Source organism: Massilia sp. CT11-108 (assembly GCF_047302915.1).
In the GTDB taxonomy this organism is placed as follows: Bacteria; Pseudomonadota; Gammaproteobacteria; order Burkholderiales; family Burkholderiaceae_D; genus Telluria; species Telluria orientalis.
Map to the genome: position 1 here is coordinate 1 of NZ_JBKYMO010001598.1, position 257 is coordinate 257.

General features: G+C 75.9%; 1 protein-coding gene. It reads right to left on the reverse strand.

Translation table 11 applies throughout. The features are described 5' to 3' along the window. Positions 1 to 257 (reverse strand): chemotaxis protein CheB (locus tag ACEN88_RS35725; RefSeq protein WP_413347125.1); only part of this gene is annotated, 257 nt, incomplete at both ends.

A 257-nucleotide genomic window follows, 5' to 3' on the forward strand; every position in this document is an offset into this window, starting at 1 on the left:
TCGCCTGCCAGCCTTCCGGGACGAGGCAGGCGCGCCCGCCCGCCAGCGGGGCGCCATCCTTCAGCACCTCCACCGGGTAGCCGCTGGCCTCGCCCAGCCACGTCGCCAGGCCGTCCATGAAGCCGGGCGCGAGATGCTGCACGATCACGACCGGCAGCGGATAGTCGGCCGGCAGTTCGGCCAGGATGTCGCGCAGCACCGTCGGTCCGCCCGTCGACGCGCCGACGGCCACGAGCCGCCGCGGCGCCCCCTGCAGC